Genomic DNA, 26,541 nt, shown 5'->3' with positions numbered 1-26,541 from the left:
CTGTCACTTCGACAGGATGCTGTCAATGCAATCCCGGCCCCCACCGCGTCGACAACCTGTCGCGGAAAGCCCCCGACCACATACAGGACGCCGATTCCGCTTCCGCATCGCGGACATCTACCCTCGGCCGCATGACCCCTCAGCCCAATCCCCAGGCCGGCGCCGCCGTGAAGGCCGCGGACCGTGCGCACGTCTTCCACTCCTGGTCCGCACAGGAGCTCATCGACCCGCTCGCCGTCGCGGGCGCCGAAGGGTCGTACTTCTGGGACTACGACGGCAGGCGCTACCTCGACCTCGCCAGCGGACTCGTCTACACCAACATCGGCTACCAGCACCCCAAGGTCGTCGCCGCGATCCAGGAGCAGGCCGCGAGGATGACGACGTTCGCGCCCGCGTTCGCCGTCGAGGCGCGCTCGGAGGCGGCACGGCTGATCGCCGAGCGGACGCCCGGCGACCTGGACAAGATCTTCTTCACCAACGGCGGCGCCGACGCCGTCGAGCACGCCGTGCGCATGGCGCGGCTGCACACCGGCCGGCCGAAGGTGCTGTCGGCGTACCGCTCGTACCACGGCGGCACCCAGCAGGCGATCAACCTCACCGGCGACCCGCGCCGCTGGGCCTCCGACAGCGGCACGGCCGGTGTCGTGCACTTCTGGGCGCCGTACCTGTACCGCTCGCGCTTCTACGCCGAGACCGAGGAGCAGGAGTGCGCGCGGGCGCTGGAGCACCTGGAGTCGACGATCGTCTTCGAGGGGCCGGCAACCGTCGCCGCGATCATCCTGGAGACGATCCCGGGCACGGCGGGGATCATGACGCCCCCGGCCGGCTACCTGGCCGGGGTGCGCGAGATATGCGACAAGTACGGGATCGTCTTCGTCCTGGACGAGGTCATGGCCGGCTTCGGCCGCACCGGCACGTGGTTCGCCGCGGACCTGTACGACGTCGTGCCGGACCTCATGACCTTCGCCAAGGGCGTGAACTCGGGCTACGTCCCGCTGGGCGGGGTCGCGATCTCCGCGAGGATCGCCGAGACGTTCGCCGAGCGGCCCTACCCGGGCGGGCTGACGTACTCCGGGCACCCGCTGGCCTGTGCCGCCGCCGTCGCCACGATCGAGGTGATGGCCGAGGAGGGCATCGTCGAGCACGCGGCCCGGCTCGGTGCCGAGGTCGTCGAGCCGGCCCTGCGGGAGCTGGCCGAGCGCCACCCGAGCGTCGGCGACGTGCGCGGCACCGGCATGTTCTGGGCGCTGGAGCTGGTGAAGAACCGGGAGACCCGGGAGCCGCTGGTGCCCTACAACGCGACCGGGCAGGACAACACGCCGATGGCCGCGTTCGCCGCCTCCGCCAAGGCCCACGGCGTGTGGCCGTTCGTGAACATGAACCGGACCCACGTGGTGCCGCCGTGCAACGTCGGCGAGGCGGAGCTCAAGGAGGGCCTGACGGCGCTGGACACGGCACTGTCCGTGGCGGACGAGTACACGGAGTAGGCCCCGCCGGCCGACCGGCCCCGCGGGCGCCACGGGCGCGTAAGGTGACGTGCTCGTACACGCCGACCAGGTGTACGAGCACGCCGCCCGCACCCGACGAGGAGAACGCCCGACCATGCCCGGCCCCAGCGGCGCCGTCACGCGCAGCACCCTGCGGCGCCAGATCGCCGACGCGCTCCGCGACGAGGTGCTGGCCGGGCGGCTGCGGCCCGGGCAGGAGTTCACCGTCAAGGAGATCGCCGAGCAGTACGGGGTGTCCGCGACGCCCGTGCGCGAGGCCCTGGTCGATCTGTCCGCGCAGGGACTCCTCGACACCGACCACCACCGCGGCTTCCGCGTGCACGAGTACTCCGTCGCCGACTTCCGCGGCATGGTGGAGGCCCGCAGCCTCGTCACCGACGGGATGTTCGTCGCCCTCGCCGCGGACCACCAGGGGCTGCGGATCCCCGACGGCCAGCGGCTGGTCGCCGCCCTCTCGGGGGTGCGCCGGCGCGGCGAGGAGGCCCAGCGCGCCGCCGTGGCCGGTGACCTCACCGTCCTCATCGGCTACGACCTGCGCTACTGGCGGGAGCTGGCCGTCCTGTTCGGCAACCCCTACCTGTCCGACTTCCTGCACCGGCTGCGCGTGCAGAGCTGGGTGTGCACGGTGCAGCACCTGCGCCGGCTCAGCGACCTGCGCGGCGCCCTGTGGTCCGGGCACACCGAACTGGTCGACGCCCTCGCCCGCCGCGACGCCCCGGGCGCCCGCGCGCTCGTCGACGCCTACAACGCCCACTCCCTCGCCCTCATCGAGCGGCTCACCGAGGGCTGAGCGGCGCACGCGCGGCGGCGGGAACCGGCCGATGACCAACGTCCGACGTGTCGTGGCCCGGCCCCAGGTGGGTATGGGACCTGCACGCACCACGCACCGACTACGCTTCCTTGACCACCGTGCTGTGTGAGGAGCCCCCTTTTGGCCTGTGACCTGTGGCTGGTACCGCTCGTCGACATCCTGTGCCACACGCCGGACAACCCGTTCGCCGAGGAACTCGCGCAATACGACAAGGTGCTCGCCGAGGCCGGGCTGCCACCGGTGCCGGTGTACCAGTACATGCCGGGCCTGTCCGGCGAGGTCGCCCCGGTCGCCGGTTTCGACTACGACGCGCTGCACTTCCTGCGCCGGGCGTACCTGCTCCAGGTGTGCGGACTGCCGGTGACGCCGGTGGACGAACTCGGCGGGGACTACGAGCAGTTGCTGGAGATGTTCGAGTCGACGGCCCAGCAGTCGCACCTGGTCTGGCACTACGACCACGCGGGCGCCTACGTCCCGGTCGACTTCCCGCATCCGCTCTCCAGTGACGAACTCCTGGCGAACGGCGGCCCGTTGGGTTCCTCGCACACGCTCCTGCGGGAGCTGGAGGCCGTGGCCCCGGCCCTCGGCATCGACCCGGTCAACCCGCCGGCGCCGCCGCAGCCGCCGCTCGGCCCGACGGAGCTGGAGGAGCCGGCCGTGGCGGCGCCGTACGATCCCAGCCCCTTCGCCCGCGAACGCCATGTGTGGCTGGGGCTGCACACGGCGGCCACGCGGAGCCTGGCGCAGGGGTCGATGATCGTCTTCAGCTGACCGGTGCGGGCCGGTCAGCCGAGCTGGGAGAGTCCCTTCTGCAGGTCTTCCGCGTTCATCACCGGGGAGACCTCGATCTCGGCGTTCAGCTCCCGGAAGAACGGCTCACCGGCGGGCGGCAGTTCGGAGCTGTCCTGCATGTCGAAGACCATGATGGCCGTCCGCCGGCCGCCGAGGGGACCGAAGTAGGCGGCTTCCGGCTCGAGGTGGGCCATCGCCCGGCTGATCAGCTCGGGCAGCTTCCCGCTGCGGATGGCCTCGTTCGACTTCTCCGTGTCCAGCGTCGCCTTGAGCATCACGCGCATCGCACTCACCTTCTCCTGCCGACGCGTCGTGTACGGCTTCAGCCTATGCCCGTGCGCGGCGCGGGGCATGCGCCCCTCCGCGGGCGCGGCCGGGGTCAGCGGATCAGGCGGATCTCCGGCGGCCAGAGCACCCCCTCGGCCACCAGCAGTGCCGGGCCCAGGTGGACGGGACACACCGTCAGCGGCGGGTGGCGGTACCGGGCGACCTCGAAGCGGGCCGGGTCGCCGCAGTCCCCGGGGGCACCGCCCTCGGCGCCGTACGGGCCCTGGCAGGAAGCGGCCCGGTCGCGGTCGGTCATGGCTCCGATCCCACACCGTGCCGCGGGCTGCCGCCCGGCCGGGAGGGCCGAACGGCAGCCAGGAGAACCCGGAGGGCCTACAGGAACGAGTTGATCTCGATCGTCTCGTCCCGGCCCGGGCCCACGCCGATCGCGGAGATCGGGGCGCCGGACATCTCCTCGAGCGCCTTCACGTACGCCTGCGCGTTCTTCGGCAGCTCGGCGAAGGTCTTCGCCTTGCTGATGTCCTCGCTCCAGCCCGGCAGCATCTCGTAGACCGGCTTCGCGTGGTGGAAGTCGGACTGCGAGTACGGCAGCTCCTCGACGCGCTTGCCGTCGATCTCGTACGCCACGCAGACCGGGATCTGCTCCCAGCCGGTGAGGACGTCGAGCTTGGTGAGGAAGAAGTCGGTCAGGCCGTTCACGCGGGTGGCGTAGCGGGCGATGACCGCGTCGAACCAGCCGCAGCGGCGGTCACGGCCGGTCGTCACGCCCCGCTCGCCGCCGATGCGGCGCAGGGCCTCGCCGTCCTCGTCGAACAGCTCGGTCGGGAACGGGCCGGCACCGACGCGGGTCGTGTACGCCTTGAGGATGCCGATGACGCGGCTGATCTTCGTCGGGCCCACGCCGGCGCCGGTGCAGGCGCCGCCCGCGGTCGGGTTCGACGAGGTCACGAAGGGGTACGTGCCGTGGTCGATGTCGAGGAGCGTGCCCTGGCCGCCCTCGAAGAGGACCACCTTGTCCTGCTCCAGGGCCTGGTTGAGGACCAGGACCGTGTCGGCGACGTACGGGCGGAGCTTGTCCGCGTAGCCCAGCAGCTCCCCGACCACCTGGTCGACGGCGATCGCGCGCCGGTTGTAGAGCTTGGTGAGCATCTGGTTCTTGACGTCGAGCGCCGCCTCGACCTTCTGGGTGAGGATCGACTCGTCGTACAGGTCCTGGACGCGGATACCGACGCGGTTGATCTTGTCGGCGTAGGTCGGGCCGATGCCGCGCCCCGTGGTGCCGATCTTGCGCTTGCCGAGGAAGCGTTCCGTCACCTTGTCGACGGTCACGTTGTACGGCGTGATGATGTGAGCGTTGCCGCTGATCAGGAGCTTGGACGTGTCGACGCCGCGCTCGTTCAGCCCGCTCAGCTCGGAGAACAGGACCGACGGGTCGACGACGACACCGTTGCCGATGACCGGCGTGCAGCCGGGGGAGAGAATCCCGGAAGGGAGCAGGTGCAGGGCGTACTTCTGGTCGCCCACGACTACCGTGTGGCCGGCGTTGTTGCCGCCCTGGTAGCGCACCACATAGTCGACGGAACCACCGAGCAGGTCCGTCGCCTTTCCCTTGCCTTCGTCACCCCACTGAGCACCGAGCAGCACAAGTGCGGGCACGCGCGTACACCCCTTCCGGGCGGGGCATGTCCATGGTCGAGGGCGTACGCGGAGGGGATCCACCGCGTGCACCGCGACCGTCGTTGGCCGCCAACCGTCGGACCGGATGCCCCGGAATAGACGAAGCCCCTGGCGCAATAGCGCAAGGGGCTCTTGCACAAAGATGCTACCCGAGGAAGCGAGGCATGGCCGAGGTGGCGACTTCCGCGAGATCATCCGCGACGCCCGATCAGCTTCTGGTGGTCGTCGATCCGGTCGCCCGCCGGACGGACGGCGAGTCCGTCCGGATCGCGAAGGACGTGCTCGGCGCGGGTGCGGCGCACACGAAGGTGTGCCTGCCGCAGGACCCCGAGGAGTTCGCGCGGGCGCTGCGGCGGAGGGGTTCGCGGCGCCCCGTCGTGATCGGTGACGACCGTGCGCTGCTGCGGGCCGTCGCGCTGCTGCACCGGCAGCGGGAGCTGGCGGGGTGCGCGCTGTCGGTGGTGCCGGTGGGGCCGGTGCTCGGCCTCGCCCGGTCGCTCGGGCTGCCGACGGGCGCGGTGGCGGCGGCGCGGGCGGTGCTGGACGGGGCGGTACGGCGGCTGGACCTGCTCGTCGACGACAGCGACGGGGTGGTGCTGGGCGAGGTGGGCATCCCGCCGGCCACGGTGCGCGAGCCCTTCGACGCGGACGCCGCGGACGCCGGGTACGCCGGGGACGCCGGGGGCTGGGCGCACGCGGCGGGCCGACCCTGGCTGCGGACCTGCCAGTCCCTGGTCCGGACCCTGGCCCCGGTCCGGCCGGCCCGGATCACCACCGGCCCCGGGACGGCCGGTCCGGCCCGGCTGCGGGTGGAGGTCGACGGGGCGACGCTGGTGGACCTGGACCAGCCGGTCGACGCGGTGTCGGTGCTGCCGGGCTCCGGGGGGCTGGCCGAGGTGCAGGTGCGCCCGGTGTCGGTCGGCGCGGAGGCGCAGCCGCTGACGGCGACCGGGCGGACGGTGACCGTGTCGGGGGCGCACTACCGGTACCGGGCGGACGCGGTGGTGTCGGGGCCGGTGCGGACGCGGACGTGGGTGGCCCGGGAGGGGGCCTGGGGGCTGACGCTGCCGGGGTGAGGCAGCGCCCCGTGGGCGAGCGTGCCGCCACGCTGCACGCTGCCGGGCCCGCCTCGGCCTCCTAGCCGCCGAAGACCTTCTCCCGGTGTTCGCGCCAGCGCTTCATCATGGCCGCGATCTCCCCGTCGACGAACTCGAAGAAGGCCAGCGTCTCGGCCATGCGGCGCCCCGCCGGTGTCCCGGCGCCGAGGCTGGTGACGCCCTCGCGCAGGGCGCCCTCCCACCGCTTGAGCACGGCCTCGCGGTTGGTCAGCGCCTCGTACCACTGGTTGCTGTGCACCCGGTAGCGCTCCCGCCGGGAGCCGGGCTCCCGCTCCCGCGCCACCATGTGCTGCTGGGCGAGGTACCGGACGGCCCCGGAGACGGCGGCCGGGCTGACCCGGAGCTGTTCGCCGAGTTCGGCGGAGGTCAGGGAGCCCGAGTCGGAGGCGAGCAGCGCGGCGAACACCCGGGCCGGCATGCGCTGCATCCCGGCCTCGACGAGCTGCGCGGCGAACCCCTCCACGAACCGGGACACCGCCTCGGGATCTCGGGCCGGCCCTCTCGCATCCGCTTCTTCGGTCATCGTCCGATCATCCCTCACCACCCTGACGGTTTCTGAACTTCACAAAGTTCTGAAAGAAGCGTACGTTCCGAACCATGACGAAGGCAATCAGCGTCTCCGGACTCCACAAGTCGTTCGGCCGGACGCACGCGCTGGACGGCCTCGACCTGGACGTCGAGGCCGGCGAGGTCCACGGCTTCCTCGGCCCCAACGGCGCCGGCAAGTCCACCACCATCCGCGTCCTGCTCGGCCTGCTGCGCGCCGACTCGGGCGCCGCCCAGGTGCTCGGCCGCGACCCGTGGGCCGACGCCGTGGAGGCCCACCGCCGCATCGCCTACGTGCCCGGCGACGTGTCGCTGTGGCGCAGCCTCTCCGGCGGCGAGGTCATCGACCTCTACGGACGGCTGCGCGGCGGCCTGGATGCCCGGCGCCGGGCGGAACTCGTCGAGCGGTTCGAGCTGGACCCGACCAGGAAGTGCCGGACGTACTCCAAGGGCAACCGGCAGAAGGTCGCGCTGGTCGCCGCCTTCGCCTCGGACGTGGACCTGCTCATCCTCGACGAGCCGACCAGCGGTCTCGACCCGCTGATGGAGGAGGTCTTCCGGCGGTGCGTCGCCGAGGAACGGGAGCGCGGCCGGACCGTCCTGCTCTCCTCCCACATCCTCAGCGAGGTCGAGGAGCTGTGCGACCGCGTCAGCATCATCCGCAAGGGGCGGACCGTGGAGAGCGGCTCGCTCGCCGACCTGCGCCACCTGACCCGGACCAGCGTGACCGCCGAACTCGCCGGCGCCCCGAACGGACTGGCCCGGCTGCCGGGCGTGCACGACCTCGACGTCCAGGGCCGCCGGGTGCGGCTCCAGGTCGACACCGACAAGCTGGACGCCGTGCTCAGGTCCCTGAGCGAGTCCGGCGTGCGGTCGCTGACGTCGACGCCGCCGACACTGGAGGAGCTGTTCCTGCGGCACTACCGGGCCGAGGTGGCGGCCCGATGACCACCACCGCCTTCGCCGCACGGCCCGTGACCTCCCGTCAACTGGCCGGCACGGGCACGCTGCTGCGCTTCGCCCTGCGGCGCGACCGGGCGATGATCCCCGTCTGGGTCGCGGTGAACGCGCTCATGGTGCTGTCCATGCCGCGCACCCTCGACGGGCTGTACGGCAGCGCGGCCGAACGCGCCGGGCTGATGCGGCAGATGGAGACGAACTCCTCCCTGCGCGCGATGGTCGGCCCCGTCTTCGGCGACTCGCTCGGCGCGCTCACGGCCTGGCGCGTCGGCGTCTACGCCGCCGGCCTCGCGGCCGTCATGAGCCTGCTGGTCGTCGTCCGCCACACCCGCGACGAGGAGGAGAGCGGCCGGCAGGAACTGGTCGCGTCCGGGACGGTCGGCCGCCGCGCCCCGCTCACCGCGGCCCTGCTGGCGGCGGCGGTCGCGAACGGCGTCCTGGCGGTGCTGGTGGTCGCCGGGCTGGCCGGGCAGGGGGTGGCCGGGGCGGTGGCCTTCGGGCTCGGGGTCGCGGGCGTCGGGATGGTCTTCGCCACGGCGGCGGCCGTCGTGGCGCAGCTGACGGAGAGCGCGCGGCCGGCGCGCGGGCTGACGGCCGGGGTCCTCGGGGCCGCGTTCGTCCTGCGCGCGGCGGGCGACTCGGCGCGGGACGACGGCTCGTCGGTGCTGACCTGGCTGTCGCCGCTGGGCTGGCAGACGAACCTGCGGGCCTTCGCCGGCGAGCGGTGGTGGGTGCTGCTGCTCCTCGCCGGCGCGGCCGTGGCGCAGGGCGTGGTCGCCTACGGACTGGCCGGGCGCCGGGACCTCGGCATGAGCTTCCTGCCGGCCCGGCCGGGCCCGGCGCACGGCCGGCTGGGCACGGCCGGCGCGCTGGCCTGGCGGTTGCAGCGGGGCGGCGTGCTCGGCTGGAGCGCCGGCTTCCTCCTCGCCGGGGTGGTCTACGGCGGGATGACGGAGGGCGCGGCCGATCTGGTCGGCGACAACGAGCAGGCCCGCGCGGTCATCGAGCGGATGGGCGGGCAGGCCGGGCAGGCCGGGCTGACGGACGCGTTCGTCTCGGCGATGGTCGGGATGCTGGGGCTGGTCGCCGCGCTGTACGTGGTGGCGTCGGTCCTGCGCCTCGGCGGCGAGGAGACGTCCGGGAGGGCGGAGCCGGTGCTCGCGGGGTCCGTGGGCCGGCTGCGGTGGGCCGCCGGGCACCTGGTGATCGCCTTCGGCGGCGCGGTGCTCCTCATGCTGCTCGCGGGGCTCGGTTTCGCCGCGGGGTACGGGCGGGACGCCGGGACGGTCCTGGGCGCGTGTCTCGTGCAGGTGCCGGCGGTGTGGGTGATCGGCGGGGTGGCGATGCTGCTGCACGGGGTGCTGCCGCGGGGGGCGGTGGCGGCGTGGGGAGTCGCCGGGGCGGTGCTGCTGCTGGGGTGGGTGGGGCCCGCGCTGGATGTGCCGCGGGGGGTGCTGGAGCTGTCGCCGTTCGGGCATCTGCCCAGGTTGCCGGGCGGGGGGATGAGCTGGCCGCCGGTGCTGGTGCTGACGCTGATCGCGGGTGTGCTGGTCGGGGTGGGGCTGGGGGCGTTGCGGAGGCGGGACGTCGTGGGGTGACGGGCCGTCGGGGCGGGGCGGGGTGCGCGGACCGGCGGTGCGGGGTGCCGCCTGCGCCCACCCGTGCCGCCCCAGCGGCACGACTGCCCGCAGGCTGGGTGGGTGAAGGGGGGTGGTTCAGAGGGTTACGGGGAGTGTCTTCAGGCCGCGCATGACGAAGTTGGGTCTGCGCTTCGGTTCCTCGGTGAGGCTGAGGGACGGGGCCCGGGTCAGGAGGGCGTTCATCGAGGCGGCCAGTTCGATGCGGGCCAAGGGGGCGCCGATGCAGTAGTGGATGCCCGCGCTGAAGGAGATGTGGGGGTTGTCGCGGCGGGTGAGGTCGAGGCGGTCCGGGGCGGTGAAGACGGCCGGGTCGTGGTTGGCGGAGCCGAACAGCATCGCGATCTCCGCGCCGCGCGGGATCGTCGTCCCGTCGATCTCGATGTCGTCCAGCACCCAGCGTTCGAAGAGCTGGAGCGGGGTGTCGTAGCGCATCAGCTCCTCCACGGCCGACGGGACCAGCGAGTGGTCCGCGCGCAGGGCCGCCAGCTGGTACGGGTTGCGGAACAGGGCCAGCCAGCCGTTGACCGTCGCGTTCACCGTGGCCTCGTGGCCCGCGTTCAGGAGCAGGACGCAGGTCGAGATCATCTCCTGCTCGGTGAGACGGTCGTCGTCCTCGTCGTGCGCCGCGATCAGGCCGGAGATCAGGTCGTCGCCCGGCTCCTTGCGGCGGGCGGCGATCAGTGCGCGCAGGTAGTCGGAGAAGTCGAGCGACGCCCGGACCGCCTTCGCCGCCGTCTCCTCGGACGGGTTCAGCTCGTACATGCCGCAGATGTCCGCCGACCAGGGACGCAGGGGCGCACGGTCGGACTCCGGGATGCCCAGCATCTCGGCGATCACGGCGACCGGCAGCGGCTCGGCCACGTCCGTCAGCAGGTCACCGCCGCCCGCCGCGACCAGCCGGGCCACCAGGTCGTCGGCCAGCCCGTGCACGTAGGGCCGCAGCCGCTCCACCGTGCGCGGGGTGAAGGCCCTGGACACCAGGCGCCGGATACGGGTGTGGTCCGGCGGCTCCAGGTCGAGCATGCCGTGGTCGTTGAGCGTGTGGAACGGCTCGTGGTCCGGCGGGGGCGGGGTGCGGCCGAAGTCCTCGTGGGTGAAGCGGTGCTGGTAGGTGCGGCCCAGCCGGCGGTCGCGCAGCAGCGCCGAGACGTCCGCGTGGTGCGGGACCAGCCACTGGCCGGTGGGCTCGTAGTGGTGCACGCGTCCCCGGGCCCGCAGTTCGGCGAAGGCGGGGTAGGGGTCGGCGACGAACGCCGGGTCCCACGGGTCGAAGGCTGCCATGGCCGGACGCTAGCGCGGCCCGGCCGCCACTGACCAGGGCTTCGGTCAGCCGGGCGTCACCAGGCGGGCCTCGTAGGCGAAGACCGCCGCCTGGGTGCGGTCCCTCAGGCCCAGTTTCACCAGGATCCGGCTGACGTGGGTCTTGATCGTCGACTCGGCGACCACCAGGTTCTCGGCGATCTCCGCGTTCGACAGGCCCTGCGCGATCAGCACCAGCACCTCCGTCTCCCGCTCGGTCAGGTCGCCGTACGCCGCGTGCGCGGACGGCATGGGGCGGGGGCCGTCGGACAGCTTGGAGAACTCGGTGATCAGGCGCTTGGTGACCGAGGGGGCGAGGAGTGCCTCGCCGGCGGCCACCACCCGTACTCCGTCGGCGAGCTGCCGGGCGGAGGCGTCCTTGAGGAGGAAGCCGGACGCGCCCGCGCGCAGCGCCTGGTACACGTACTCGTCCAGGTCGAAGGTGGTCAGCACGAGCACCTTCGCCGTGCCGTCCGCGGCGATGATCTGCCGGGTGGCCTCGATGCCGTTCAGCTCGGGCATGCGGATGTCCATCAGGACGACGTCCGGGGCGAGTTCGCGGACCTTGTCGACGGCGTCCCGGCCGTTGACCGCCTCGCCGGCGACCTCGATGTCGGGCATCGCGTTCAGCAGCACGGAGAAGCCCTCCCGCACCATCATCTGGTCGTCGGCGATCAGGACCCGGATGGTCATGCGTCACCTTCGGCCGGCACGGTGACCGGCAGGAACACCGACACCTCGTATCCTCCGTCGTCGACGGGCCCGGCCGTCATCCCGCCGTTCAGCATCGACACGCGTTCGCGCATGCCGGTGATGCCGTGCCCGGCGCCGGGCGAGGGCTTGACCAGGGACGGTTCGGGCATCGGGCCGTTGACGATCCTCAGGCCCAGGCCGCCCAGGACGTAGGAGACCTCGACGCGGGCGCTCGCGCCGGGCGCGTGCCGGAGGGTGTTGCTGAGCGCCTCCTGCGCGATCCGGTACGCCGACAGCTCCACGCCGGGCGGCAGTTCGCGCACCGCGCCGGTGACCGCCTTGTCGACGGTGAGGCCCGCGTCGCGCACGTTGGCGAGCAGCGCGTCCAGGTCGGCGAGCGTGGGCTGCGGGGCGTCGGGCGCCTCGTAGTCCTCGGCGCGGACGACACCGAGCACGCGGCGCAGCTCGGTCAGCGCCGCCACCGCGTTCTCCCGGATGGTGGCGAAGGCCCGTTCCAGCTCCTCGGGCGGATTCTCCACCCGGTAGGGCGCGGCCTCGGCCTGGATGGCGACCACCGACATGTGGTGGGCGACCACGTCGTGCAGCTCGCGGGCGATCGTGGTGCGCTCCTCCAGCAGGGTGCGGCGGGACCGCTCGTGCGCGGTGACCGTCCGCTGCGCCGTCACCTCCTGCCGGGCCTCGCGGCGGACGTGCCCGACCGCGACCATCAGCAGGGCCAGGGCGGACAGGAACAGCATCGGCGCGGAGGTGTTGAGCTCGCCGTCCCCGATGAGGGTCTCCACCAGGAAGGCGTAGAGGGCTGTGAGCACCCACATCCACGCGGCCGCGCGGGGCCGGGTGCGTATCGCCACGATCACCAGCACCGCCAGGTGGCAGATGAACGCGCCGGGCTGCCAGGGCCATTCGCCGAGGCTGCCGTCGAGCAGCGCGACCACCGGTGTCGCCGCCATCGACATCCAGAACGCGCCGACCGGGCGGACCAGCGTGGCCAGCACGGGCGCCGCGCACACCAGCCCGCTCAGCAGGGCCACCGGCCCGTCCATGGTGCCCGCGGCGACGGAACCGCCGAACAGCGCGAGCACGGTGAGGGCCAGCACCGCCGCGTGCGGCAGGCGGGCGGCGTACCACCGCGGCTTGCCGGAGAGCCGTCGGGTCAGCGGGCCGTCCGTCGCCATGAGCGGCAGCGGACGGCAGGCGAACGCGTCGTGGAACAAGTCCCGGCGCAGGCCGCTCAGGGCGTCCATGGCCAGCCGGTACTCCGGGCTGCGCGCGCCGCCGCTCCCGGAGGGGACGGTCCGCGTCTGAGTCGTCTCGGTCACGCCGGTAACGGTAGGCGCAGCCGGGTGCGCGGTCGTCACCTGTGAGAGGGGTCCTGCGGGGTCCGTCTCAAGTACTACGGTTCCCGCCCCGCTCAGTACCCGGAGGGCCGCACCAGCCCCGACTCGTACGCGAACACCGCCGCCTGCGTCCGGTCCCTGAGCCCCAGCTTCACCAGGATCCGGCCCACGTGCGTCTTCACGGTCTGCTCGGCGACGACCAGCCGGGTGGCGATCTCCGCGTTGGACAGGCCCTGCGCGATCAGGGTCAGGACCTCCGTCTCCCGCTCGGTCAGACCGCCGACCCGTTCCTTCAGCGGGGCCCGGGGCCCCTCGCGCAGCCGGGAGAACTCATTGAGCAGCCGCCGGGTGATGCCCGGCGCGAGCAGCGCGTCCCCGGCCGCCACCACCCGGACCGCCTCGGCGAGCTGGTCGGCCGACGCGTCCTTCAGCAGGAACCCGGACGCGCCGGCCCGCAGCGCCTCGTACACGTACTCGTCCAGGTCGAAGGTGGTCAGTACGAGCACCCTGATCTGCGGGGTGGCCCCGGTGATCCGGCGGGTCGCCTCGATGCCGCCCAGCTCGGGCATGCGGATGTCCATCAGGACGACGTCCGGGGCGAGTCCGGCGACCTTGGCCACGGCGTCCAGGCCGTCGACGGCCTGCCCGACCACCTCGATGTCGGGCTGGGTGTTGAGCAGCACGGTGAAGCCCTGCCGGACCATCTGCTGGTCGTCGGCTATCAGCACGCGGATCACTCGGCCGTCGCTGCCGGTCGTCATGGGGTGTCGTCCTCGGGGAAGTGGTCGGTGGGGTGGCGGGCGGAACGGTCGGCGGGCCGGCGGACGGAGTGGTCGCCGGGGTGGCCGGGGCCGTCGGCGGGCAGGAACGCGGCCACCCGGTAACCGCCGTCCGGCAGCCGCTCGGCCGTCAGGGTGCCGTCGAGCATCGCGACCCGTTCCCGCATGCCGAGCAGCCCGTGCCCCGCCCCCTGCGACGGCGCCGGGGCCCGCGTGGGCGCGGTGTTGGAGACGTGGACGCGCAGCCCGGCCGGGAGATGCGTGAGGCGGACCCGGGCGGTCGCGCCGGGCGCGTGCCGCAGGACGTTGCTGAGCGCCTCCTGCACGATCCGGTACGCCGAGAGCTCCACGCCGGGCGGCAGCGGCCGGCGCCGGCCGTCCTGCTCGACGGTCACGGTCAGTCCGGCGGCCCGGGTGTTCTCCACCAGCGCGTCGAGCCGGTCGAGCGTGGGCTGCGGGGCGTGCGGGGCGGTGCCGCCGCGGTCCGGCGTCGTCCCGGGGACGTCGGGGTCCTCCGAGCGCAGCACGCCGAGGACGCGGCGCAGCTCGGTCAGCGCCTCCAGCGCGTTCTCCCGGATGCCCGCGAGGTTCTCCTTCAGCTCGTCCGGCGGGTTCTCGACGAGGTGGGGGGCGACCTGGGCCTGGATGGAGATGACGGACATGTGGTGGGCGACGACGTCGTGGAGCTCGCGCGCGATGCGGCTGCGCTCCTCCAGGAGGGTGCGCCGGGCGCGTTCCTCGGCGGTGAGCGTGGTCTGTTCCGCAAGCTGCGTACGGGCCTCGCGGCGGCCGCGCAGGGCGGTGCCGAGCACGACGACCACCGTGAAGAGGATGACGGCGAGCTGGCCGGTCGGCAGGTAGTTGCGCGCCCCCAGCAGGCCCTGGAGGGCGTAGGTGAGGAGCGCCGTCAGGGCCAGGGTCTCCAGGGCCACCCGGGTGCGCACCCGCAGGCCCAGCAGGAGCAGGACGAACATGTGGGCGATGATCCCGGCCGCCGTCCAGGGCCAGGTGAAGTCGTTTCCGTCGGCCATCACGGTGCGCACCGCCGTCGCCCCCACCAGTGTGGCGGCCAGGGACAGCCACCACGCCGGGACCGGCCGCCACAGCGCGAGGACCATCGCGCCGCTCTGGCCGAGGGCGATCACGAAGGCGAACCCTCCGCCGAGCCGGCCGTTGTCGTCGAGCTGCGCCGCGTCGCCGAGCAGCACGCCGAGCGCGGCCAGCCAGACGATCCCGTGCGGGAACCACCGCAGCCACACCGAGGGCGGCAGCGGATCCACCCGCGCGGTCCACAGGTCGTCCCGCAGCACCCCCAACCAGCGCGTGCCGGTCGCACGCTTGCTCCCCCCTGGCGTCACGGCGTCCAGCCTAGACATGACGTGCACCCTTCGTCGTCGCCCGGGTCCGCGGGCGGTGGGTGCGGACGGTCCGGGAGCGGCGCCGGGTGCCGCCGCGCTCGAAGGTGTGGAACGCCGCCCAGCACAGGACCAGGGCCGACGCGAACACCGGCAGCCAGACGAGCCGGGCCGCGACCCAGTCCGGTCCGTCGGGGAGCGTGTGCAGTCCGGGCAGGCGGCCGGCGAGGAGGCCGGTGGCGGTGGTCGCCATCATGGCCGTCTGGTGCCACAGGAAGACGGTCATCGCGAACAGGTTGACCAGCGCCACCGCCGCCCACGCCACCGGCCGCCGCAGCGCACGGCGCAGCCGCTCGCGCAGCAGCAGGGCGAGGCCGCACTGGGCGAGGCCGAAGGTCACCGCGGCCAGCGTCGGCGGGTTCAGGTTCGAGACGGCGGCGCCCGGGACGCCGACCATGGACGCCGGGTAGCCCGCCCAGGCGACGAGTGCCGCGGTCGCCGCCGCACCGCCGGCCAGCAGGGCCAGGCCCGCCCCGCGGTGCTCCAGCTCACCGCGGGTCCAGGCGGCGCCGAGCGTGTAGGGCACCGCCCAGCCCGCGGCGAGATTGATCCAGCCCAGCCAGTCCGGCCCGCCGAACCCGAAGCGCAGCAGGTCGACGTGGAGGACGACGACCAGCGGCCACAGCGGATGCAGCCGGGCCAGCAGGGGTGTCGCCGCGGTCAGCGCGGCGAAGACCAGGAGGAACCACAGCGGGGACAGGGCGAGTTTGACCAGCGTGCGGACCGTGCCGGGGTAGGCGCCGGTCAGGAGGAGCAGGACCGCCGTCACCGTCCACAGGGCGAGGACGGCCGCCACCGGCCGGAACAGCCGGCCCAGCCGGGCGGCCAGCCACCGCCGGTACGGTGTGCCCCGGTCGCGGGCCGCGGCCCGGCTCCGGGTGGCCACGTGCCCGCCGACCAGGAAGAACACGGCGAGGGTCTGGAAGGCCCAGGAGACCGGGGCCAGCCGGGGCAGGTGCTGCAGGGGGCTGGCGGTGTGCAGGCCGCCGCCGTCGGCGACCAGGGCCGTCACCAGCCAGTGGCCGAGGACGACGCCGAGGATGGCGAGGGCGCGCAGGGCGTCGACCGCGCGGTCCCTGGAGGCGGGCGTCGCCGCGTCGATCCGGGCGGCGGTGTGCCGCAGGGCGGTCAGGGCCCGTGGCCGGGCCGGTCGTCCCGCGTCAGTCACGGGTCACCTCCGTGGTGTCGCCCAGGGCGATCCGGGCCAGGTTGGTCAAGGAGAGGGAGCCGGCGTCGAAGTAGTCGCTGTGACCGCCGTCGCCGGCGTCGAAGACCCGGGCGCCGAAGGACGGGGAGACCGGGTCGGTGCCGAAGCCGAGGGTCGTGCCGAACAGCCCGGCGCTGACGTGCGGGACGTGCTCCACCCAGTCGTCGGCGCCCCGCGCCGCCCAGATCCGGGCGCTCGTGCCGAGGCCCGCGGCGGTGTCGGCGCCGGTGCCGGGGCTGCCGACCAGGGCTATGTCGGCGACGTCCAGACCGGCGGCGGCACGGGCGCAGACGACCGAGCCGTAGGAGTGGCAGAGGAGGGCCACGCGGGCGCGGGGGCCGGTGACGGCGCGCAGGGTGTCGACCAGGCCGCGCAGCTCCGGGGCGGCTTCGTCGGCGCGGCCGGTCGTGGCGACCGTGGTGCTGACCGTGCCGGGGGTCCGGTAGCCGAGCCAGGCCACGACCGCCGTCCGGGTGCCGTCCGGCGCCCGCGCGACGAGCTGCCGGTGCAGGGCGAGGGCGGCGGCGCGGAACCGGCCGTAGGTGTCGAGGCCGGTGTCGGAGCCGGGGACCAGGACGGCGACGCGGTCGGCGTCGGCCAGGTCGCCGAGGACCTCCGTGGCCAGGCCGGCGCCCCGGCCGTCGAAGGCGAGGAGCTGCCGGGACGGATCGGCCAGCGAGCGGTCGGCCGCCGCGCGGTGCCGGTCGCCGTGGGCGTCGGCCATCCGGGCCGCCTCGGCGGCGTTGGCCCGGTTGGCGGCGTACGTGTCCGCCAGCGTGCCGGCCGTCGGGGCGGCGAGCACCGCGGGGGGCGGGGCGGGGACCTGGGGCCGCGCGGCGGCGGAGAGGGGGAACGCCACGGCACCGGCGACGAGTGCCGCCAGTGCGGCCCTGCGTCCTCTCCCCGCGCGCCGACGCCGCCGTACCGCCGTACCGGACCCCACGGACCCCATGACCGCTCCCCTCCCGCACGCCCGCTCATCGGGCTTGCCTGGAAGGGAAGTTATGGATCGGGGCGGGTAACCGGCGTCCCGCCGGAGAGCTCATCCGCGACGTGGCTCTCAGGTACTACGGGGGTGACGTGACGCCCCGCCGGAGGCCGGGGACGGCCGCCGGAGCGCTCACCAGGCCAGCTGGGCGATCTCCTCCGCCACCACCGCGCACGCGTCCGCCGCCGGGTCGATCAACGGGAAGTGGCCGACGTCCTCCAGCAGCGTCAGGCCCACGATCTCACCGGCCCGCGCCGCCGCGTCGGCGTACGCCTCGGCGACCGCCTCCGGGACGTCGACGTCGGCGCGGCCCTGGACGAGGGTGGTCGCGATGCCGGTCGGCAGCAGCAGGGCCGGGTCGGCGTAGGGCCGGCGCTCGGCGCGGTGCTCGTCGCCGCCGAGGAGCTGCCGCGCGGCTCCCCCGCACACGTCCAGCTTCCCGGCGACCTCGAAGTCGGCGATCGGCGCGAGGGCGACCACACCGCGCAGGGACGGCGGCCTGTCGAGGCGCCACGGGGCGTCGGCGGGCAGCACGTGCCGGGCCGCCGCCCACAGGGCGAGGTGGCCGCCCGCCGAGTGGCCGGTGAGCACCGTACGGCGCGCGTCGGCCCCCGGCAGGTGCCGCCCGGCCAGCGCGGGCAGCGCGTCCAGCGCGGCGGCCACGTCGTCGAAGGTGTCGGGCCAGCGGCCCGCCACCGCGTGGTCGCCCGTGTCGCCCCGCCGGTACTCGACGCTCGCCACGGCGAAGCCCCGGCCGGCCAGGAAACCGGCGAACGGGCTGATGTGGCGCCGGTCGTAGGGGGACCGCCACGCACCCCCGTGCAGGACGACCACGACGGGCGCCGGTGTACCGGGGCCGCCCGCGCCGCGCGGGCCGTAGAAGTCGATCACCTGGTCGGGGTGGTCGCCGTACGCGGCGGTGCTGTCGGGGTCGACCGCCGGGTGCGAGAGGGCCGACTCCTCCTCCGCGGCGTTCCGCGCGGCAGCGGTGCCCGGTTCTGCGGCGGCGTCCGGCATGCTCCAACCTCTCAGCGACGAAACGGTGTTGGCGGACCGGGGAAGGGAATCGGCCGTCGGCGGGACGTTATCAGGCCGGTGACGTGCGCGGACCCGGGGACGTCACGCTGGGTGAGGGGAGGCGCCGGTCCGGACCGGCCGTCCCGGCGCCGCCCTCACCGCGGCCCGTTCCTCAGGCCGCCCGCGCCGGGCCCTCCGCCAGGACCTCGGCGAGCACCCGCGCGGCCCGCTCCACGTCCGCGAACCCGACGTACAGCGGGGTGAAGCCGAAGCGCAGCACGTCGGGGGCGCGGAAGTCCCCGACCACCCCCCGCCCGATCAGCCGCCGCATGACGTCCCCCGCGTCGTCGCAGCGCAGCGCCACCTGGCTGCCGCGCTCGGCGTGCGCGGCCGGCGTCACGGACTCGACCCGCCCCTCGGGGACGTACTCCCCGACGCAGCGCAGGAAGAAGTCCGTCAGGGCGAGGGACTTGGCGCGCACCGCCTCGACGGACACCCCGTCCCACACGTCGAGGGCCGCCTCCAGGGCGAGCATGGACAGGATGTCCGGCGTGCCGACCCGGCCGCGCACCGCGCCGGGGGCCGGGGCGTACGCGGGCCGCATGCCGAAGGGCTCGGCGTGCGAGTTCCAGCCGGGCAGCGGGGAGTCGAAGCGGTCCTGGTGGTCCCGGCGCACGTACAGGTACGCGGGCGAACCGGGGCCGCCGTTGAGGTACTTGTAGGTGCAGCCGACCGCCAGGTCGACGCCGTGCTCGTCCAGCCCGACCGGCAGGGCGCCCGCGCTGTGGCACAGGTCCCACACGGCGTACGCCCCCGCCGCGTGCACCGCGGCGGTGAGCCCGGGCAGGTCGTGCAGCCGCCCCGTGCGGTAGTCGACGTGGTTGAGCAGGACCGCGGCGGTGCGGTCGCCCAGCGCCGCGGGCACCTCGGCGGGGACGACGGGCCGCAGTGCGCACCCCGTCATCCGGGCCGCGGACTCGGCGACGTACCCGTCGGTGGGGAAGGTGGTGGCGTCGACGAGGATCTCGTCGCGCCCCTCGCCCGCCATGCGCACGGCCGCGACGACCGCCTTGAAGACGTTGACGCTCGTGGAGTCGCCCACCACGATCTGCCCGGCCGCCGCCCCGACCAGCGGGGCGATCCGGTCGCCGATCCGCTCGGGCGCGCTCCACCAGCCGCTCTCGTCCCAGGAACGGATGCGCAGCTCGCCCCACTGGCGCCGTACGACGTCCGCCACGCGGTCGGGGACGTGCGCGGGCAGGGCGCCCAGCGAGTTGCCGTCCAGGTACGTCACGTCGTCGAGGACGAACCGCTCGCGCACCGCGGCCAGCGCGTCGGCGGCGTCCAGCTCCTCGGCCACACTCATCAGCTCAGACATAGGACCGCGCCGTCCACAGCTCGGGGAAGACGTTGCCGCGGGCCCGCTTCTCCAGCCAGGCCACCCCGGCGGAGCCGCCGGTGCCGGTCTTGGAGCCCATCGCGCGGCGGGTGGCGACCAGGTGGTCGTTGCGCCAGCGCCACACCAGCTCGGCGACGTCGGTGAGCGCCTCGCCGAGGCGGGCCAGGTCGCCGTTCTGGTCGCCGGAGTAGACGGCGGTCCAGGCGGCCTCCACCTCGGGGGCGGCCTCGTACTTCCGGGTGACGTCCCGCTGGAGCACGGCGTCGGGGATGGCGTACCCGCGCCGGGCGAGCAGCCGGACCACCTCGTCGTACAGGCTCGGCTCGTGCAGCGCCTTCTCCAGCTCGGCGTGGACGCGCGGGGCGCCGCGGTGCGGGACGAGCATGGACGCGGACTTGTCGCCGAGCAGGAACTCCAGGCGGCGGTACATCGCCGACTGGAAGCCGGAGCCCTCGCCGAGGGCGCTCCGGTAGGAGTTGAACTGGGCGGGCGTGAGGCCCGCCAGCGGCGTCCAGGAGGCGTTCAGCGCCTCCAGCTCCCGCACCGACCGCTTGAGGGCGTCGGTCGCCGGCTGGAGCCGGTCCTCGCGCAGGGCGCGGGCCGCGGTCTCCCACTCGTGGACGATGACGGTGAACCACAGCTCCATGACCTGGGTCGTGACCAGGAAGACCATCTCTCCGGGGTCGTCGGAGAGGGTGTGCTGGAGGTGGGTGAGCACGTCCGCCTTGACGTAGTCCTCGTACGGCGTGCTGCCCTCGAAGTCGAGATTCGGGGCGTCGTGGGACATCGCTGTCTCCTGATGGCACTACGGGTAGCGGTCCGCCCTGCCGTTACCGGCACGGGGCCCCGGTCCCCAACGGCATCCTCCGCAATGCTCCCAGGAAACCGCAAGGCCCGCCCGTCGCGGGCCCTGCGGACCGGTCCGTCTAGCCGAGCACCTCGGCCGCCGTCGGCGAGGAGTCCTTCAGGAACTGGGTGCAGCGCTCGTACTCCTCCTTCTCGCCGATCGCCTGGGCGGCGCGGGCGAGGGCGTGCAGGGCGCGCAGGAAGCCGCGGTTGGGCTCGTGCTCCCAGGGCACCGGGCCGTGGCCCTTCCAGCCGCTGCGGCGCAGGGCGTCCAGGCCGCGGTGGTAGCCCGTGCGGGCGTAGGCGTACGACTCCACGACGCCGCCCCGCTCGTACGCCTCGTCGGCCAGGCGGGCCCAGGCCAGCGAGGACGTCGGGTACTTCGCGGCGACGTCGGCGGCGGAGGTGCCGCCGGCCAGCAGCTCGCGCGGCCCGGGGTCGTCGGGGAGGTGGGTCGGGGGCGGTCCCCCGAGGAGGTTCTCGTGAATGGCCATGGGACAAGTCTGCGCCATGGCGGGGGCGGACGTGCGAGGGCCCGGCGCCCCAGGGGTGCCGGGCCCGTCGGGCACCGACGGCCGTTACTTGATCTTCTGGCCCGCCGAGCGCAGGTGGCCGCAGGCCTCGACGACGCGCGCGGCCATGCCGGCCTCGGCCAGCTTGCCCCAGGTGCGCGGGTCGTAGGTCTTCTTGTTGCCGACCTCGCCGTCGACCTTCAGGACGCCGTCGTAGTTGCGGAACATGTGGTCGGCGACCGGACGCGTGAAGGCGTACTGGGTGTCCGTGTCGATGTTCATCTTGACCACGCCGTTCTCCAGCGCGGTCGCGATCTCCTGCTCGGAGGAGCCGGAGCCGCCGTGGAAGACGAAGTTGAACGGCTTGCTGCCGGCCGGCTGGCCGTACTTGGCGGCGACGCCCTCGTTCAGCTCCTTGAGCAGCTCGGGACGGAGCACCACGTTGCCCGGCTTGTACACGCCGTGCACGTTGCCGAAGGACGCGGCGAGCAGGTAGCGGCCCTTCTCGCCGAGGCCCAGGGCCTCCACGGTGCGGACCGCGTCGTCGACCGTGGTGTAGAGGGAGTCGTTGATCTCGTGGGAGACGCCGTCCTCCTCGCCGCCGGTCGGGGTGATCTCGACCTCGAGGATGATCTTCGCGGCGCGGGCGCGCTCCAGCAGCTCGGTGGCGATGGAGAGGTTGTCGGCCAGGGTCTCGGCCGAGCCGTCCCACATGTGCGACTGGAACAGCGGGTTGCGGCCGGCCTTGACGCGCTCCTCGGACACGGCGAGCAGCGGGCGCACGTACGCGTCGAGCTTGTCCTTCGGGCAGTGGTCCGTGTGCAGCGCGACGGTGACGTCGTACTTCTCGGCGACGATGTGCGCGAACTCGGCGAGGGCGACGGCGCCGGTCACCATGTCCTTGCTGTGCTGGCCGCCCAGGAACTCGGCGCCGCCGGTGGAGATCTGGACGATGCCGTCGCTCTCCGCCTCCGCGAAACCGCGCAGGGCCGCGTGCAGCGTCTGGGAAGAGGTCACGTTGATGGCCGGGTAGGCGAACTTTCCTGCCTTCGCCCGGTCCAGCATCTCGTTGTAGACCTCGGGAGTTGCGATGGGCATGTCCGCTCCTTGTATGTGCGGGTGGGCGTGATAGGTGCTTACGGCCCTGACCTAGACCTTGGGGGCGACGTCATCGTCGGCCCCATCTTTCCAGACGGGGCGGAATACTCCGAGTGGACCTCAGTCGAGGCCCAGCTCGTCCTTGGAGTAGGCGTACCGGTACGGCACCCCCGCGCCCTCCTGGATCTTCTCGGCGGCACCCGTCGCCCGGTCGACGATCGTCGCCACGGCCACGACCTCGGCGCCGGCCTCGCGCACGGCCTCGACGGCGGTGAGCGGGGAGCCGCCGGTGGTGGAGGTGTCCTCGACGACGAGGACGCGGCGGCCCTTGATCTCCGGGCCCTCGACGCGGCGCTGCAGTCCGTGCGCCTTGGCGGCCTTGCGGACGACGAACGCGTCGAGGCGCCTGCCGCGCGCGGCGGCGGCGTGCAGCATGCTCGCGGCGACCGGGTCGGCGCCCATGGTCAGCCCGCCGACCGCGTCGAACTCCAGGTCGTCGGTCAGGTCCAGCAGCACCTGCCCGACCAGCGGCGCGGCCTCCCCGTCCAGGGTGATGCGGCGCAGGTCGACGTAGTAGTCGGCCTCCAGGCCCGAGGAGAGGGTCACCTTGCCGTGCACCACGGCCTTGTCCTTGATCTGCTGCAGCAGCGCGCCGCGTGTGCCTGGCGGCATTGCTTCGTTGACGTCCGTCATGCGCACCAGCTTAGAGCCGGGTCCAGCTCCAGGTCGTCGTGGCCTCCAGCGGCTCCAGGGGCGTGACCAGGCGCGGGAGGGTGTTCAGGCCGTTCGGCGGCCCGGTCTGCGGCTCCACGCAGACGGCGGCCTCCTGCTCGTCGTAGACCACGGCCCACTGCTCCGGGCTGGTCACCCTCAGTTCCAGCCGCCCGGGCCAGGTGAGAGTGACGTCGACGCCGTCGGGCATGCCGAAGCAGTCGTCCCAGGGGCCCGGCTTCGGATCGACGCGGTTGCCGGTGGGCAGGTGGTCGTCGCCGCGCTCCTCCTGCCAGGCGGGGTCGAAGGCGATCGCGACGTCAGCCCCGTCGAGGGTGCGGTTGAACCACGGGTGCCAGCCGATCTGCGCCGGGAAGGACGACTCGTACGTCTCCACGGACATCGTCAGCGTCAGGGCGTCCTCGGCGAGCGCGATCACCTGCGTGACGCGGCCCGGGTACGGCCAGGGGTCGACGAGGTCGTACGTGATGACGGCCTCGTTCCCGGTGACGCGGGCGGTGCGCCAGGCGCCGTCGCGTGCGGTGCCGTGGATGGCGTGCGGCGGGGAGTTCAGCGGCATCCGGTGGACGACGGCGCCGTCCCGGAAGCGGCCCTCGCGGATCCGGCCGCACCAGGGGACCATCGGGAAGCAGCCGTAGCGGTCGCCCTGGCGGAGCAGCTCGGTGCCGCCGACCCTGAGCCCGCCGATCCGGCCGCCGTTGCCCGGCAGCACGGTCGCCTCCGCGTCACCCGCGGTCAGCGTGATGGGTTCGTTACTCACGCCACGACCCTACTGGGGCGATCAAGGGGGCCCCACCGGGCCGGGGCAGCGGGTCAGTGGCGTTTGCGGAGGGCCCGGCCGACCACGATCGCCGAGGCCACGACCAGTGCCGCCGCCGGGGCGGCCCAGCGCAGGGGGGTGACGGAGGCGTTCGCCTGCGGTGCCGGGACGGGGGCGTACCGGCCGCGCGGCGGCGCGTGGTCCACCTCCTCGGCGCTGCGGCCGATCATCGTGCGGCGCGCGTGCGCGGCCTCGGCGGGGGGCTCGGCGGCTTCGGGGGTGGGGGCCGGGGGCCGCGGGGCGTCCGGGGTCTCCTCGGTGCCGCCGTCCCGCGCGCCGGGTCCGTCCGTGTCGGGGGCGAGGGAGGACGGGGGGACCTCGGTGTCGAAGACCGACGTGTGCGGCGGCTCCGTCTCCTCGTCCGCCGCCGGCGACGCCCCGGCCGCCGCGGCCAGGTTCTCCGCGAACCGGCTCATCAGGCGGGTGGTGGCCGACGTCACCGACTCCTGCGGCAGCTCCGTGACCCGCCCGTCCGCGTCGGCCGTCGCGGTGAACGCCAGGGTGGTGCCGCCGTCGGCGTCCCGTACACGCAGGACGAGCACGAGCGTGACCGCGCCGGTGCCGCGCGACTCCGTGGCGTCGCCCTCCACGACGTACGCCCCGTCGTCGCGCGCGGTGAGGCGCAGCGAGCCCCGGTAGGTGATGGAGTGACTGCCGATGCGCACCTTCAGCCGTCCCGCGACGGGCTCGGCACCGGCGTCCTGCTGGAGCCCCGGGATCGCCCGGGCGACCCGGACGGGGTCGGCCAGCACGTCCCTGAGCCGCTCGGCCGGAACCGGAACGAACACCTCATGCTCCATGTCAGCGCAGCCTACCCAGCGGGGGCCCGGCGCACCCCCCGTCGGCACGAACTCACCCGCCGTCCCCGGCGCCCCCGGCGTCACGAGCCCCGTCCCGGCCGCCCTCACCACCGCCTGGAGCCGGGCGCGGGCCACTCCTGGGCGCCGGCCTCGGTGCCGGGCAGGACGGCCGCGGTCACCGGCGCCGCGGCGATCGGACCGACGGCCCCAGGGGAATGCAGGCGCATTGCCGCAGGGTGAGTCCGCCCCGCCCGGCGGCGGGGCGGGCGGGCGGGGCGGCTGCAGGTCCTCGCTGCGGACGATCCGCAGAGCTCGGCGGTTCGGCCCGGGGAGGGGCGGGCCGCCGCGCGCGGGGTCGGCGCGGGCGGCGGCCGGGCGCGGGGGCGCGGCGGCGGGGTCAGTACCGCGGATGCACCAGCGTGGACGGCGGCAGGCCGGGCACGCGCGTGCGGGCCGCCGACCGGGCGGCAGCGGCGAGGGAGTCCCGGGTGAGGGTGCGGGGACGGGGGGCCGCGGGGTCCAGGCGCAGGCCGGGGGGCGTGCGGGCGGCGAGGACGAAACCGCGGTCCCGCGGGGCGCGGGAGGTGCCGGCCGCCCGGTCGGGGCCCGCGGTGAAGCCCGGGTCCGGGCCGCCGACGCGGTAGGCCACGGTCCGCAGGCCGGCCGCGCGCAGCGTCGCGTCGACGGTCCAGAACGCCCGGGGCCGCGAGGAGACCGGACCGGCGTGCACGACCAGCCGCCCGCCCGGCGCGAGCACCCGCCGCAGCAGGCCGTAGAACTCCTGCGAGTACAGCTTGGTGCTGGCCGTGATGCCCGGGTCGGGCAGGTCGGAGATCACCACGTCGTACGTCGCCGTGGGTGCCGAGCGCAGCCGGTGGAAGGCGTCCGCGGCGGTGACGTGGACGCGCGGGTCGCCGTAGGCGTGCTCGTTCAGGGTGGACAGGCCGGGGTCGTGCCGGGCCAGCCGGGCGAGCCCCGGGTCGAGTTCCACGACGTCGACGCGGCGGACGTCCGGGTGGCGCAGCACCTCCCGTGCGGCGAGTCCGTCACCGCCGCCGAGGATCAGCACGCGCGCGTGCCGGCCCGTCATGGCCGGGTGCACCAGGGCCTCGTGGTAGCGGCGTTCGTCGCGGCCGCTGACGCGCAGCCGCCCGTCCAGGAAGAGGTGGAGGGACCGGCCGTCGGTGCCGCCGGTGAGGACCACCTCCTGCACGCCGGTTTGCACGGCCACGCGGACGTCCTGGCCGTAGACCGCGTGCCGGGCGGCGCGTTCGAAGTCGTCGGCGAGGACGGTCGCCGAGGTGAGGACGGCGAGGACGACGACGTTGGCGGTCACCAGCAGCCGGCGGGCCCGGCGGCTCAGGTCGCGCCGGAACAGGCCGAGCACCAGGGCGGCGCCGACGGCCGCGTTGACCGTGCCGGTGAGCAGCGCGCCGGTGAGCTGGCCGAGGAAGGGCAGCAGGACGAAGGGAAAGGCGAGACCGCCGACGAGGGCACCGACGTAGTCCGCGGCGAACAGGTCGGCGACGGCGCCGCCCGCGTCCTGGCGGCGGATGCGCTGGATCAGCTCCATCAGCAGCGGCACCTCGGCGCCGATCAGCAGGCCGATGGCGAGCGAGAAGGCGACCAGGAGGAAGCGCGGGCCGTCGCACCACAGGCCGCCCCAGCCGCCGGTCCAGGCGAAGACGGCGTACAGGGCCATGGCGCTGGAGCCGCCGACGAGGGCGAGGACGGCCTCGACCGCGCCGAAGCCGGCCGCGGCGAACCGGCGCAGCCGCTTCGCGGCGAGCGAGCCGATACCCATCGCGAACACCATGACGGACAGGACGACGGACGCCTGGGTGACCGAGTCGCCGATCAGGTACGAGGCCAGGGCGACCAGTTCGAGTTCGTACACGAGGCCGCAGGCCGCGCAGACGAAGACGCCCGCGAGGACCAGGAACCGCCCGGTGCCGGGCCGGACGGGCAGCCGGACCGCCCCACCGGGCCCCGTCGTCCCGGAGGCGTCCGGGCACGGCCCGCTCGGACCGCTCGGACCGCCCTGCGCACGGGGGCCGCCGCGACCGCCCGGCCCGCCCGGACGACCGCGGCCGTCCGGGCGGGCCGGGGCGTCCGGTCCGGCCGCGCCGTCCCAGGAGGGCGGTGAGCCGGGCGGAGCGGGAGCGTGCGGTTCGATCACGCAGTGACGTTACGTCACTACCCGGCTGCGCCACGTCACCCACACGTGTGAAACGTGTG

At 74.3% G+C, this 26,541-nt stretch carries 27 protein-coding genes; 6 read left to right on the top strand and 21 right to left on the bottom strand.

The genetic code is table 11. The annotated features are described in order from the left end of the window. The first annotated feature begins 131 nt into the window (after nucleotides 1-131). The 3 genes from ACGF3H_RS12890 (at nucleotide 132) to ACGF3H_RS12880 (ending at nucleotide 3,090) form a co-directional block, all read left to right on the top strand. Nucleotides 132-1,487: an aspartate aminotransferase family protein gene (locus tag ACGF3H_RS12890; RefSeq protein WP_362486623.1), complete on the top strand. Its 1,356-nt coding sequence runs from the start codon at nucleotides 132-134 to the stop codon at nucleotides 1,485-1,487. Nucleotides 1,488-1,602: 115 nt separating this feature from the next. Next, nucleotides 1,603-2,298, top strand: a complete 696-nt coding sequence (locus ACGF3H_RS12885) for a GntR family transcriptional regulator (RefSeq protein WP_362486657.1) — start codon at nucleotides 1,603-1,605, stop codon at nucleotides 2,296-2,298. A gap of 141 nt (nucleotides 2,299-2,439) precedes the next feature. After that, nucleotides 2,440-3,090 (top strand): hypothetical protein, encoded by a 651-nt coding sequence (locus tag ACGF3H_RS12880; RefSeq protein ID WP_362486621.1) that lies wholly within the window; start codon nucleotides 2,440-2,442, stop codon nucleotides 3,088-3,090. A 14-nt stretch (nucleotides 3,091-3,104) separates the two neighbouring features. Here ACGF3H_RS12880 and ACGF3H_RS12875 read toward each other — a convergent pair whose 3' ends face one another. The 3 genes from ACGF3H_RS12875 to ACGF3H_RS12865 all read right to left on the bottom strand — a co-directional run bounded on the left by ACGF3H_RS12875 (nucleotide 3,105) and on the right by ACGF3H_RS12865 (nucleotide 5,055). After that, complete coding sequence (locus ACGF3H_RS12875) at nucleotides 3,105-3,395, bottom strand: hypothetical protein (protein ID WP_362486620.1); 291 nt, start codon at nucleotides 3,393-3,395, stop codon at nucleotides 3,105-3,107. Nucleotides 3,396-3,490: 95 nt separating this feature from the next. Continuing rightward, the gene (locus ACGF3H_RS12870; RefSeq protein ID WP_362486619.1) at nucleotides 3,491-3,694 is read right to left on the bottom strand and encodes a hypothetical protein; all 204 of its coding nucleotides are present in this window, start codon (nucleotides 3,692-3,694) and stop codon (nucleotides 3,491-3,493) included. A 77-nt stretch (nucleotides 3,695-3,771) separates the two neighbouring features. Continuing rightward, a complete protein-coding gene (locus ACGF3H_RS12865; protein ID WP_362486617.1) occupies nucleotides 3,772-5,055 on the bottom strand; it encodes an adenylosuccinate synthase in 1,284 nt (427 codons plus the stop codon). Between the two features lie 185 nt (nucleotides 5,056-5,240). On the opposite strand from ACGF3H_RS12865, the gene ACGF3H_RS12860 reads away from it, so the two are divergent. Next, nucleotides 5,241-6,152, top strand: coding sequence for a diacylglycerol kinase family protein (locus ACGF3H_RS12860; RefSeq protein WP_362486615.1), 912 nt, complete (start codon nucleotides 5,241-5,243; stop codon nucleotides 6,150-6,152). Between the two features lie 61 nt (nucleotides 6,153-6,213). Here ACGF3H_RS12860 and ACGF3H_RS12855 read toward each other — a convergent pair whose 3' ends face one another. Then, complete coding sequence (locus tag ACGF3H_RS12855; RefSeq protein WP_362486613.1) at nucleotides 6,214-6,717, bottom strand: helix-turn-helix domain-containing protein; 504 nt, start codon at nucleotides 6,715-6,717, stop codon at nucleotides 6,214-6,216. A gap of 74 nt (nucleotides 6,718-6,791) precedes the next feature. On the opposite strand from ACGF3H_RS12855, the gene ACGF3H_RS12850 reads away from it, so the two are divergent. Further along, on the top strand, nucleotides 6,792-7,688 hold the full coding sequence (locus ACGF3H_RS12850; protein ID WP_362486610.1) for an ABC transporter ATP-binding protein: 897 nt from the start codon (nucleotides 6,792-6,794) through the stop codon (nucleotides 7,686-7,688). Continuing rightward, nucleotides 7,685-9,298 (top strand): ABC transporter permease, encoded by a 1,614-nt coding sequence (locus ACGF3H_RS12845; protein WP_362486608.1) that lies wholly within the window; start codon nucleotides 7,685-7,687, stop codon nucleotides 9,296-9,298. Before ACGF3H_RS12850 ends, ACGF3H_RS12845 begins: the two co-directional genes overlap by 4 nt. A gap of 117 nt (nucleotides 9,299-9,415) precedes the next feature. Here ACGF3H_RS12845 and ACGF3H_RS12840 read toward each other — a convergent pair whose 3' ends face one another. The 17 genes from ACGF3H_RS12840 to ACGF3H_RS12760 form a co-directional block, all read right to left on the bottom strand. Next, nucleotides 9,416-10,621, bottom strand: coding sequence for a cytochrome P450 (locus ACGF3H_RS12840; protein WP_362486606.1), 1,206 nt, complete (start codon nucleotides 10,619-10,621; stop codon nucleotides 9,416-9,418). Between the two features lie 45 nt (nucleotides 10,622-10,666). Further along, a complete protein-coding gene (locus ACGF3H_RS12835) occupies nucleotides 10,667-11,332 on the bottom strand; it encodes a response regulator transcription factor (protein WP_362486604.1) in 666 nt (221 codons plus the stop codon). Then, nucleotides 11,329-12,711 (bottom strand): sensor histidine kinase, encoded by a 1,383-nt coding sequence (locus ACGF3H_RS12830; protein WP_393816482.1) that lies wholly within the window; start codon nucleotides 12,709-12,711, stop codon nucleotides 11,329-11,331. Before ACGF3H_RS12830 ends, ACGF3H_RS12835 begins: the two co-directional genes overlap by 4 nt. Nucleotides 12,712-12,764: 53 nt before the next feature. Further along, entirely contained in the window at nucleotides 12,765-13,451 is a 687-nt protein-coding gene (locus tag ACGF3H_RS12825) for a response regulator transcription factor (protein WP_362486600.1), read from the bottom strand. Continuing rightward, nucleotides 13,448-14,845 carry a sensor histidine kinase gene (locus tag ACGF3H_RS12820; protein ID WP_362486598.1) on the bottom strand — a complete coding sequence of 466 codons (1,398 nt, stop codon included), beginning with the start codon at nucleotides 14,843-14,845 and terminating at the stop codon, nucleotides 13,448-13,450. The genes ACGF3H_RS12825 and ACGF3H_RS12820 overlap by 4 nt, the downstream gene beginning before the upstream one ends. Beyond that, nucleotides 14,838-16,052: an acyltransferase gene (locus ACGF3H_RS12815; protein WP_362486596.1), complete on the bottom strand. Its 1,215-nt coding sequence runs from the start codon at nucleotides 16,050-16,052 to the stop codon at nucleotides 14,838-14,840. The genes ACGF3H_RS12820 and ACGF3H_RS12815 overlap by 8 nt, the downstream gene beginning before the upstream one ends. After that, nucleotides 16,045-17,043 carry an alpha/beta hydrolase gene (locus ACGF3H_RS12810; protein WP_362486594.1) on the bottom strand — a complete coding sequence of 333 codons (999 nt, stop codon included), beginning with the start codon at nucleotides 17,041-17,043 and terminating at the stop codon, nucleotides 16,045-16,047. The genes ACGF3H_RS12815 and ACGF3H_RS12810 overlap by 8 nt, the downstream gene beginning before the upstream one ends. A gap of 168 nt (nucleotides 17,044-17,211) precedes the next feature. Then, nucleotides 17,212-18,096 carry an alpha/beta hydrolase gene (locus ACGF3H_RS12805; RefSeq protein WP_362486592.1) on the bottom strand — a complete coding sequence of 295 codons (885 nt, stop codon included), beginning with the start codon at nucleotides 18,094-18,096 and terminating at the stop codon, nucleotides 17,212-17,214. 172 nt (nucleotides 18,097-18,268) lie between these two features. After that, the gene (gene kynU / locus ACGF3H_RS12800; RefSeq protein ID WP_362486590.1) at nucleotides 18,269-19,474 is read right to left on the bottom strand and encodes a kynureninase; all 1,206 of its coding nucleotides are present in this window, start codon (nucleotides 19,472-19,474) and stop codon (nucleotides 18,269-18,271) included. Beyond that, nucleotides 19,467-20,282 carry a tryptophan 2,3-dioxygenase gene (locus ACGF3H_RS12795; RefSeq protein WP_362486588.1) on the bottom strand — a complete coding sequence of 272 codons (816 nt, stop codon included), beginning with the start codon at nucleotides 20,280-20,282 and terminating at the stop codon, nucleotides 19,467-19,469. The genes kynU and ACGF3H_RS12795 overlap by 8 nt, the downstream gene beginning before the upstream one ends. A 139-nt stretch (nucleotides 20,283-20,421) precedes the next feature. After that, nucleotides 20,422-20,835, bottom strand: a complete 414-nt coding sequence (locus ACGF3H_RS12790) for a DUF3151 domain-containing protein (protein WP_362486586.1) — start codon at nucleotides 20,833-20,835, stop codon at nucleotides 20,422-20,424. A gap of 84 nt (nucleotides 20,836-20,919) precedes the next feature. Next, nucleotides 20,920-21,951, bottom strand: a complete 1,032-nt coding sequence (gene fbaA, locus ACGF3H_RS12785) for a class II fructose-bisphosphate aldolase (RefSeq protein WP_359398058.1) — start codon at nucleotides 21,949-21,951, stop codon at nucleotides 20,920-20,922. Between the two features lie 120 nt (nucleotides 21,952-22,071). Beyond that, nucleotides 22,072-22,644, bottom strand: a complete 573-nt coding sequence (pyrE, locus tag ACGF3H_RS12780; RefSeq protein WP_362486584.1) for an orotate phosphoribosyltransferase — start codon at nucleotides 22,642-22,644, stop codon at nucleotides 22,072-22,074. A 10-nt stretch (nucleotides 22,645-22,654) separates the two neighbouring features. Next, the gene (locus ACGF3H_RS12775) at nucleotides 22,655-23,443 is read right to left on the bottom strand and encodes an aldose 1-epimerase (protein ID WP_362486582.1); all 789 of its coding nucleotides are present in this window, start codon (nucleotides 23,441-23,443) and stop codon (nucleotides 22,655-22,657) included. 53 nt (nucleotides 23,444-23,496) lie between these two features. Beyond that, entirely contained in the window at nucleotides 23,497-24,303 is an 807-nt protein-coding gene (locus tag ACGF3H_RS12770) for an SRPBCC domain-containing protein (RefSeq protein WP_362486580.1), read from the bottom strand. Between the two features lie 104 nt (nucleotides 24,304-24,407). Further along, complete coding sequence (locus tag ACGF3H_RS12765; RefSeq protein WP_362486578.1) at nucleotides 24,408-24,530, bottom strand: hypothetical protein; 123 nt, start codon at nucleotides 24,528-24,530, stop codon at nucleotides 24,408-24,410. A 170-nt stretch (nucleotides 24,531-24,700) separates the two neighbouring features. After that, nucleotides 24,701-26,482 (bottom strand): polyamine aminopropyltransferase, encoded by a 1,782-nt coding sequence (locus tag ACGF3H_RS12760; protein WP_393816481.1) that lies wholly within the window; start codon nucleotides 26,480-26,482, stop codon nucleotides 24,701-24,703. Between the last annotated feature and the right edge of the window lie 59 nt (nucleotides 26,483-26,541).

This window comes from Streptomyces sp. NPDC048185 (genome assembly GCF_043202495.1).
Classification (GTDB): Bacteria; Actinomycetota; Actinomycetes; order Streptomycetales; family Streptomycetaceae; genus Streptomyces.
The sequence above is the reverse complement of the archived record's forward strand: the minus strand, read 5'-3'. Positions and strand labels throughout refer to the sequence as shown.